Annotated in this window: 6 protein-coding genes; 1 reads left to right on the top strand and 5 read right to left on the bottom strand. The window is 54.1% G+C overall.

Going from position 1 to position 7,634, the window contains the following annotated elements; all coding sequences use genetic code 11:
* Positions 1-1,695 (bottom strand): FAD-dependent oxidoreductase (locus tag ACXJ5O_RS14515; RefSeq protein WP_457300500.1); only part of this gene is annotated, 1,695 nt, incomplete at its 3' end.
* 243 nt (positions 1,696-1,938) lie between these two features.
* Between ACXJ5O_RS14515 and ACXJ5O_RS14510 the strand changes: the two genes are divergently transcribed.
* Complete coding sequence (locus tag ACXJ5O_RS14510) at positions 1,939-3,666, top strand: hypothetical protein (RefSeq protein WP_457300499.1); 1,728 nt, start codon at positions 1,939-1,941, stop codon at positions 3,664-3,666.
* A gap of 45 nt (positions 3,667-3,711) precedes the next feature.
* On the opposite strand, the gene ACXJ5O_RS14505 is transcribed toward ACXJ5O_RS14510, so the two are convergent.
* The 4 genes from ACXJ5O_RS14505 to ACXJ5O_RS14490 form a co-directional block, all read right to left on the bottom strand.
* Entirely contained in the window at positions 3,712-5,151 is a 1,440-nt protein-coding gene (locus tag ACXJ5O_RS14505) for an aspartate aminotransferase family protein (RefSeq protein WP_457300498.1), read from the bottom strand.
* A gap of 12 nt (positions 5,152-5,163) precedes the next feature.
* A complete protein-coding gene (locus ACXJ5O_RS14500; RefSeq protein ID WP_457300497.1) occupies positions 5,164-6,174 on the bottom strand; it encodes an NAD-dependent epimerase/dehydratase family protein in 1,011 nt (336 codons plus the stop codon).
* A gap of 13 nt (positions 6,175-6,187) precedes the next feature.
* Positions 6,188-6,610 (bottom strand): EamA family transporter, encoded by a 423-nt coding sequence (locus ACXJ5O_RS14495; protein WP_112528718.1) that lies wholly within the window; start codon positions 6,608-6,610, stop codon positions 6,188-6,190.
* Between the two features lie 82 nt (positions 6,611-6,692).
* Positions 6,693-7,634: FAD-binding protein (locus tag ACXJ5O_RS14490; RefSeq protein ID WP_457300496.1), on the bottom strand; the 942-nt coding region annotated here is incomplete at its 5' end.

Raw genomic sequence — 7,634 nt, 5'->3', positions numbered from 1 at the left:
CTCATAGACTGTGAATTCCGAACGAACCCCGCCAAATGGGGTCAAGAGATGGCAAAGCGCGATGCGGCCCTGCTTTTTCGGAATGCGATTAGCCAGGATCGAGTCGAGCCAAGCGCGGGCACCTGGTCCGGATACTTCCATCTTGGCGAAAGCCGACATGTCTAAAAGACCGACATTGTTCGTCACATTTTTGATCTCATGACCGACATGTTCGAAATAGTTGGAACGCCGGAACGACCAGAGCTCCTTGACCTTGCCGTCAGCATCAGGTCTCGGATGGTTGTGATTCATCAACACATCTGGCTTGTCGAGTTTGGCAACGTCGAGCCCATAACCTTGCGGTGCAAACCAATTGGCGCGCTCCCAGCCATAAACGGTTCCGAACACGGCACCGAGTTGCTTCTGGCGATCATAGGAAGGCGAACGCTTTAACGGCCGGGCAGCACCTCGCTCCTCGTCTGGGTAATGGACCGAGAAAACCTCGGCGTAGGCCTCTTCATTCTTTTCTTTCAGGTAACCTTCCGTCGCATAAGGCCCAAAGCGGCGTGGATCGACGCCCATCATATCGATAGACGGTTCTCCCTCGACGATCCATTCGGCCAGCTGCCAACCGGCACCGCCGGCAGCGGTGACACCAAAGGAGTGTCCTTCATTCAACCAGAAGTTTTTGAGGCGTGGCGCAGGTCCAATGATCGGCGAGCCATCGGGGGTATAGGCGATAGCGCCATTATAGACCTTCTTGATGCCAACTTCACCAAATGCCGGGACACGCGCAATCGCGGTTTCGATATGCGGTTCGAGGCGGTCGAGGTCCTCCTGGAACAATTCGTATTCGCTGGCATCCGAAGGGCCATCGACGTAACAGACGGGGGCACCCCGCTCGTATGGCCCAAGCAGCAAGCCGCCATTTTCCTCGCGCATATACCAGGAACTGTCGCTTTCGCGTAAGACACCCATTTCGGGCAAGCCTTTTGCCTTGCGCTCAAGAATTGCCGGGTGTGGCTCGGTCACGATATACTGATGTTCGACGGGAATAACCGGCACATCGAGGCCGACCATTTTGCCGGTCTTGCGGGCAAAGTTGCCGGTTGCGGACACCACATGTTCCGCGGTGATGTCACCCTTATCGGTCTTTACCAGCCATTGGCCGGACGGCAGTTGTTCGATGCCGAGCACGGTCGTATAGCGGTATATGGTTGCGCCGCGATCGCGCGCACCCTTGGCAAGCGCCTGCGTTAGATCCGCCGGCTGGATATAACCGTCTTCCGGATGCTGGATTGCGCCAATAATGCCGTCGATCTCGGCAAGCGGCCAGATCTCCTTGACCTGCTCTGGCGTCAGGAGCTTAACCGGAACGCCGATCGTTTCGGCCACGCCCGCATAATACATGTATTCGTCCCAGCGATCCTTCGTGCGAGCAAGGCGAATATTGCTGCAATTGGTGAAGCCGACATTCATGCCGGTCTCTTCTTGTAGTTCTTGATAGAATTTGACCGAATATTTATGAATCTGGCCAACCGAATAGCTCATATTGAACAATGGCAAAAGCCCGGCAGCATGCCAGGTCGAACCGGATGTCAGTTCCTTGCGCTCAATCAGGACAACATCACTCCAGCCCTTCTTGGCAAGATGATAGAGTGTCGACACACCTACTACCCCACCGCCGATAACGACAACACGCGCCTCAGTCTTCATTTCACTCTGTCCTTTGGTATCGATCGATGGCCGGAACGGCTCCAACAATTTTTTGCACTATGGCGTTTCGCATGTCCATCGCTAAGGCCTGTTTGCGACATGGCGAAAACACGCCGCGACGCCTGGTAAACAGGCCGTATTTTATAGGAGCACTCGACAAATTTCGGGAGGCGTTTAACGCAATGTGGAGGATTAAAGCTCTAAGGATAGTGTCACCCGCTGCGGAACCTGAGTCGAAGTCGAATGCCGGATATTTCCAGAAGCTCCTCCAGAACTTCAGCACAAATGTTCTCACCATTGGTGTTGCTCGCGCTTGTTCTGGTGGTCCTTGTCGTTCTCTTGTCGCTGCCCTTGGTCATCCCAATCGGCCCGATGTACTGGGATACCTATATCTATCTCGATGCAGCCCAGCGCATAAAACTTGGCCAGGTGCCGGCTGTGGATTTTCTCGCACCCGTCGGCGCCCTAGAATACTATCAATTCTACTGGCTTCAGAAACTTTTCCCCGGCGGCCAGCCTACGTTGATCGCGCAATGGTCCGTGCTGATTACTGCCGCACCTTTGATGTCAATCATTCTTGCAGAAATCGATAAAGAGAACCGAAAGATCGCCTTTGCGATCCTTGTTCCATTTCTTGTTTTTGCGCTGTGCCCGACCAACACACAGAGCTTTCATTCCTATCCCGGCGTCAACGGTTTCGGCATTTACAATCGCCACACCTCCCTGCTGCTCTATGTTCTCGTCAGTGCATTGGTTTTCTTGCCGAATGGCCGAAAGCTCGCCATCATCACAGCACTAACGATGCTTGCACTGTTTTTCACCAAGGTAACCGGTTTTTTGGCAGGCGGACTGATCGGTCTCTATGCGATCCTCTCAGGCCGTCTCCTGTGGCGCTATGTATTGCTGGGGTTATGCATCTTCGCCGTGGCGCTTCTGGTACCCGAGTTCAATCATGGAATGGTGTCTGCCTATGTCGAGAGCATTGCAGCGCTGGTCAGGTTAAACGAGGGCCTACTTCTGCCTCGCTTTCTGACTGTTTTTTCAATCAAACTCGACGTCATCCTTGCCGCGGCAGGTCTGATACTTTTCCTGTTCTGGCTGGACTGGAGTCCTCTTTCGGACCGTTGGCGCACTCTTCGCAAAAAACCGACAACAGCGAATGTCGCGGCGCTGCTGGATCGCGATTGGCTATGGATCGGCATGACGCTGGTCGCTGGCATATTCCTTGAGACGCAGAATACCGGCAGCCAGGAATTCATCTTCCTCTGGCCGGTTCTTCTGGCGGTGCTGCGCAAAACACCGAAATTGTCCGAAAGACGCCGGCTGATTGTCTATTGTCTCGTCGCATTTACCGCGATCCCAACGATCACCAAGGTTATGCAGGGCACTCTACGCTTTGTCGCTGTGGCGCCGACCTACGTGACAGCGCCAGTCACCGATGTAAAAACGATGGGCCTCGTTTCCACTCGCAAAGATATCATGGAACGGGTGAACCTGCTGGAATCCCACTACGCCACTAATGCCGGGGCGTACCGCCAACTGGCGGAGGCGGGACAACTGCCGAGTTGGCAGCTCTATTCCGAACTCGACTACCAGATGTTTTGGGTGGTCTCCGCCGATCGTGCTGTCAAAGCGCTCAAGCAGTTCGAAAGCCAGAACGGCGTCCATCTGAACAGTTTGATGACACTGGATTTCGTCAATCCGTTTCCGTGGATACTCGATCGCGACGCAACCCGAAATGTTCAGATTGGTGCCGACCCATTCCGCACTGTCGGTGATCTGACAGAAGCGGAAGAAACCTCTCTGCGCCAGACGGACGGCGTCTTGCGCCCGTCCTGCCCGACAACCAGCGCGCGGCTTTCCCTGCAGCGTATCTATGAAAAAGCCTTGGCAGACCGGATCGTCGTGAAGCTCGATGATTGCTGGGACCTGTTGCTGAGGCCAGGGATCAAACTTTCCGGCCRATCCTGACAGCAGAAAGCCGGACCAAAGCCCGGCTCTCCTGGAATTCTGATTTTACTTTACCTGCGCTTTGACGAAGTCTTTTACGATTCGAACGATACCGCGTGACAGGACTTCATCGAGCGCTTCGATGAATGCGTCCACGTGTTCCCGGCCGCAAATCAGTGGCGGTTCCAGACGAATGACATTTCGATTGTACTCGGTGAATGCGACCAGCACGCCATGATCGCGCAAGAGGTGGCTGCCGATAAAGCCCGGAAGCGATCCCTTCAGCTTATCATCCAGTACGGCAAGAACGGGGCGCAACACCATTGGCACCGTCTTGKAGAAATCGTGGAATTCGAGACCGACCATCAGGCCCTTGCCACGCACATCCTTGATCATCGTCGGATATTTGACTTTCAGCTCTTCGAGCTTTTGCAACAGATAGTCGCCAGTTGCTGCGGCGTTATCGATCAGATGTTCGTCGTAGAGAATATTCATCGCTTCGATTGAAGTGACACAGGCTTCGCCAATCCCGCCAAATGTGGCCATGGCGTGGATCATAGCCGTCTTTGGTGTGCCATAGGCTTTCATATAAACCTCGCGCCGGGCGATCATCGCGCCGACAGCCGCCTTGCCGCCGCCCAACGATTTGGCCAAGGCGGTCACATCGGGCACAACACCCGCATGTTCGAAAGCATAAAACCGGCCCGAGCGCCCAAAGCCACACTGGACCTCATCGGCAACCCAAAGCACGCCATACTGATCGCACAGCGCGCGCAGCTTTTGCCAGTACTCCTTCGGCGCTTGAATGATACCGCCACCGCCCTGAATGGTTTCCAGTACAATGACGCCGATTTCGGGATCGGAGCGGAAAGCACTCTCAACGGCATCAATATCGCCAAAAGGAACACGAACCGTATTTTCCACCAGTTTGAACTCACCGCGATAGAGCCCTCCATCGGTAATGGAGAGAACGCCCTTGGTTTTGCCATGGAATGAATTCTCGGCATAAACGATCTTGGGTTTTTTTGGGCCGGCGGCGCGCTCGGCAACCTTTATTGCCGCCTCCATTGCCTCCGATCCGGACGATCCGAGGAACACCATGTCGAGATCGCCAGGAGAGCAAGCGGCAAGGTTGTGTGCCAGGGCGGACGCATATTGCGACATGAAGGCAATGGCTATTTCCTGACGCTGTTCATCCTGGAATTTCTTGCGCGCCCCGACAATCCGCGGGTGATTATGGCCGAAAGCAAGAGATCCGAAGCCGCCAAAGAAATCGAGAATGGCGCGGCCGTTTTGATCGTAGTAAAACATGCCTTCCGCTCGATCGATTTTCACCTTATGGAAACCGAGAAGCTTCATGAAATGCAGCTGGCCGGGATTGAGATGCCTGGTGAAAAGTTCGGTCATGCGCGGCAGCGTCATGGCCTTGGCTTCTTCGACCGTGAGCAGATCTGGCTTTCCTATAAGTCCCTGGACCGCCTCGTGCTGTGCTGTAACCTTGTTCATCGCCATTCCCCGTTATTCCACCGCCATCGACGATGGTTGCTGCACGGCTTTGCCGTCTTTGATATTGCGATATTCCTTATATGCTGCAATCAGCATATCCTCATCGCGATATTGCGGTATCCAGCCCAATTGACGCTCCGCTTTCGACACGTCGAGTACGCACATTTCGTCCGCAATCAGATATTGTTCCGGATCCATGATCGGCTTGTTCATCCAGTCGAAGAAGTCGAGTGTGCGTTTTAACGCCCAGGCGGGTGTTGGTAGCAGGATCGATCTCGATCCTGCGAATTTCACCAGGTCGCCGAGCAGTTTGCGAACAGGCGGCGGATTCAGTGAGCCGAGGTTGTATGCCTCATTTGGCACGCCAGCCTTCCATGCCACACGTGCCGCTTCGGCACAATCGAACACTGAAATGAACTGATAAGGGTTCTTGCCGGAGCCAATCATCGGTACCGGCAGGTTGTAATCGACCAATTTGAACAACTTTTCGAGGATACCAAGTCGGCCCGGCCCAATGATCAGGCGTGGGCGAAACAGGGAGATATTCATTCCGCGCATGCGCCATTCTGCTGCCAGTTCCTCGGTTTTCAATTTCGACATTCCATACTCACCAAGCGGCGCCGCCGGGTGGTCTTCGGTCTGGGGCCAGGCATAGGTGTGGCCATAGATCATGTCGGTCGTATAGTGCACGAGCTTCCTGGCACCCGCCTTGTCCATCGCCTTGATAATGTTCTCTGTACCGAAGTAATTGACCGGAAAGAAGAAATCATGCCGCTTCGCCCGCACCTGCAACGGCGAAAGCATCTTGGCTGACAGGTTGTAGATCATGTCGTCGGCCTTGATACCGACCGCGGCGATGGAATTCGGTTCGGTCACATCGCATTTGACGAATGTCACATCGCCATAGTGGGACAGATCGCTCTTGGCGATGTCCGCCACAACGACTTCCTCTCCCCCGGCAATCAGCTTCGGAGCCAGATGCCGCCCGACGAAACCGTCGCCACCAAAAATAACGTGTCTCATTTACTCAACTCACTTACGAGGATGTTGTGGAAGCTGGTGGCGTTTGCTCGCCGGGCGTTTCGTGACGTCCGCTCTGGGCGATCAGAATGGTTCCGATCATGATGAAGGCGATGCCCGCAATCTTGAACGTTCCGAGTTCCTCCTTGAACACTGCCCAGGCGAACAGTGCGACGGCCACATAAGCCAGACTGAGGAACGGGTAGGCGAAGGATAGATCGACCTTGGAAAGCACATAAAGATGTGAGGCCATGGAGATAACAAACATCGTCAATCCGGCGAAAACCCAAGGGTTGAAAATGATCTGGAATATTCGCTGGATAATCGTATCGGCGCTGAAGCTGATCGGCCCCAGCGTTATCATGCCGTATTTCAGCATGACTTGCGCCGCCGCATTGGTCATGACGGTGAACAGGATAAATGGAATGTATTTTGTCATGACGGAACGGCCCCCTAGTTCGTCGAGTGCATAGCAAAGCTGCGTTGAAAAGACCCCAAGCACATTGTTAAAATTTGATGCATCAAGCAGTTCCACCTGCCAGTGCAGTTCGCGCCCAAAAATTGGAGTTGAATGCGGGATCCCGCTCCTTCTCCAACTCTTGCCACCCCGGAAATCCGGCTTTGAACACTGCGGAACTCATGCGTTGGTCCTTGTAGGGATTAACCCGCCCGTCCGCATCGATCGTCATACTGTCGAGGCGCTCCAGCAGCGCCAACGTGCGCGCTCCGCGATTGGGAAAATCAACCGTCAACGTGTAGCCCGCCCGCGGAAAAGACAGGGTCCCGGGTGAAGCGACATCTCCGAAGCGTTTGAGCACCGTCAAGAATGAGCTTTGTCCCGCTTCACGCGTGGCGGCCAGCATCTGCGGAATTACTGCTGAAGCGGCATCTTCCGGAATGACGCTTTGATGTTGGTAAAGCCCGGTCCTTCCGTAAAGCCGATTCCAGTTCGAGACACTGTCGAGTGGATAGAAGAAGGTCTGATAGGTGCTGAGATGAGGTTCTCGTTTATGGCCTTTGAAATGAAAGTAGGCCGCGTTGAACAATTTGAGGCTGGGATAATTCAGTGCCGATATGGGAAGCTTGAAAGGCACGCCCAATCTTGATTTCTCCGTTGTGGCCTCAAAATTTCCATTGTCTGCATGATTTCCTGTGAGAAGAACGCCGCGTCCTGCGCGTCTCCCTGAACTCAACTGATCGACCCAGGCAACGGCATATTCATTGTCATTGTCGGCCCGCGGCGCCATTTCGAAATATTCGGCAAGGCTTGCAAACGGCGTTACGCACTCAACCACATCAAGCGAATTCACTTTCATCAATCTGATGCTGGCAGAAAGGATGATGCCTGTTAGTCCAAGCCCTCCGATTGTCGCGGCAAACAATTTTGAATTCATCGATGCAGAACAGCTGACGACCGTTCCATCGGACTTCAACAGGTCGAAGCGTTCGACATGGCAACCGAA

The sequence above is a fragment of the Phyllobacterium sp. P5_D12 genome, from assembly GCF_054049495.1.
The sequence above is the reverse complement of the archived record's forward strand: the minus strand, read 5'-3'. Positions and strand labels throughout refer to the sequence as shown.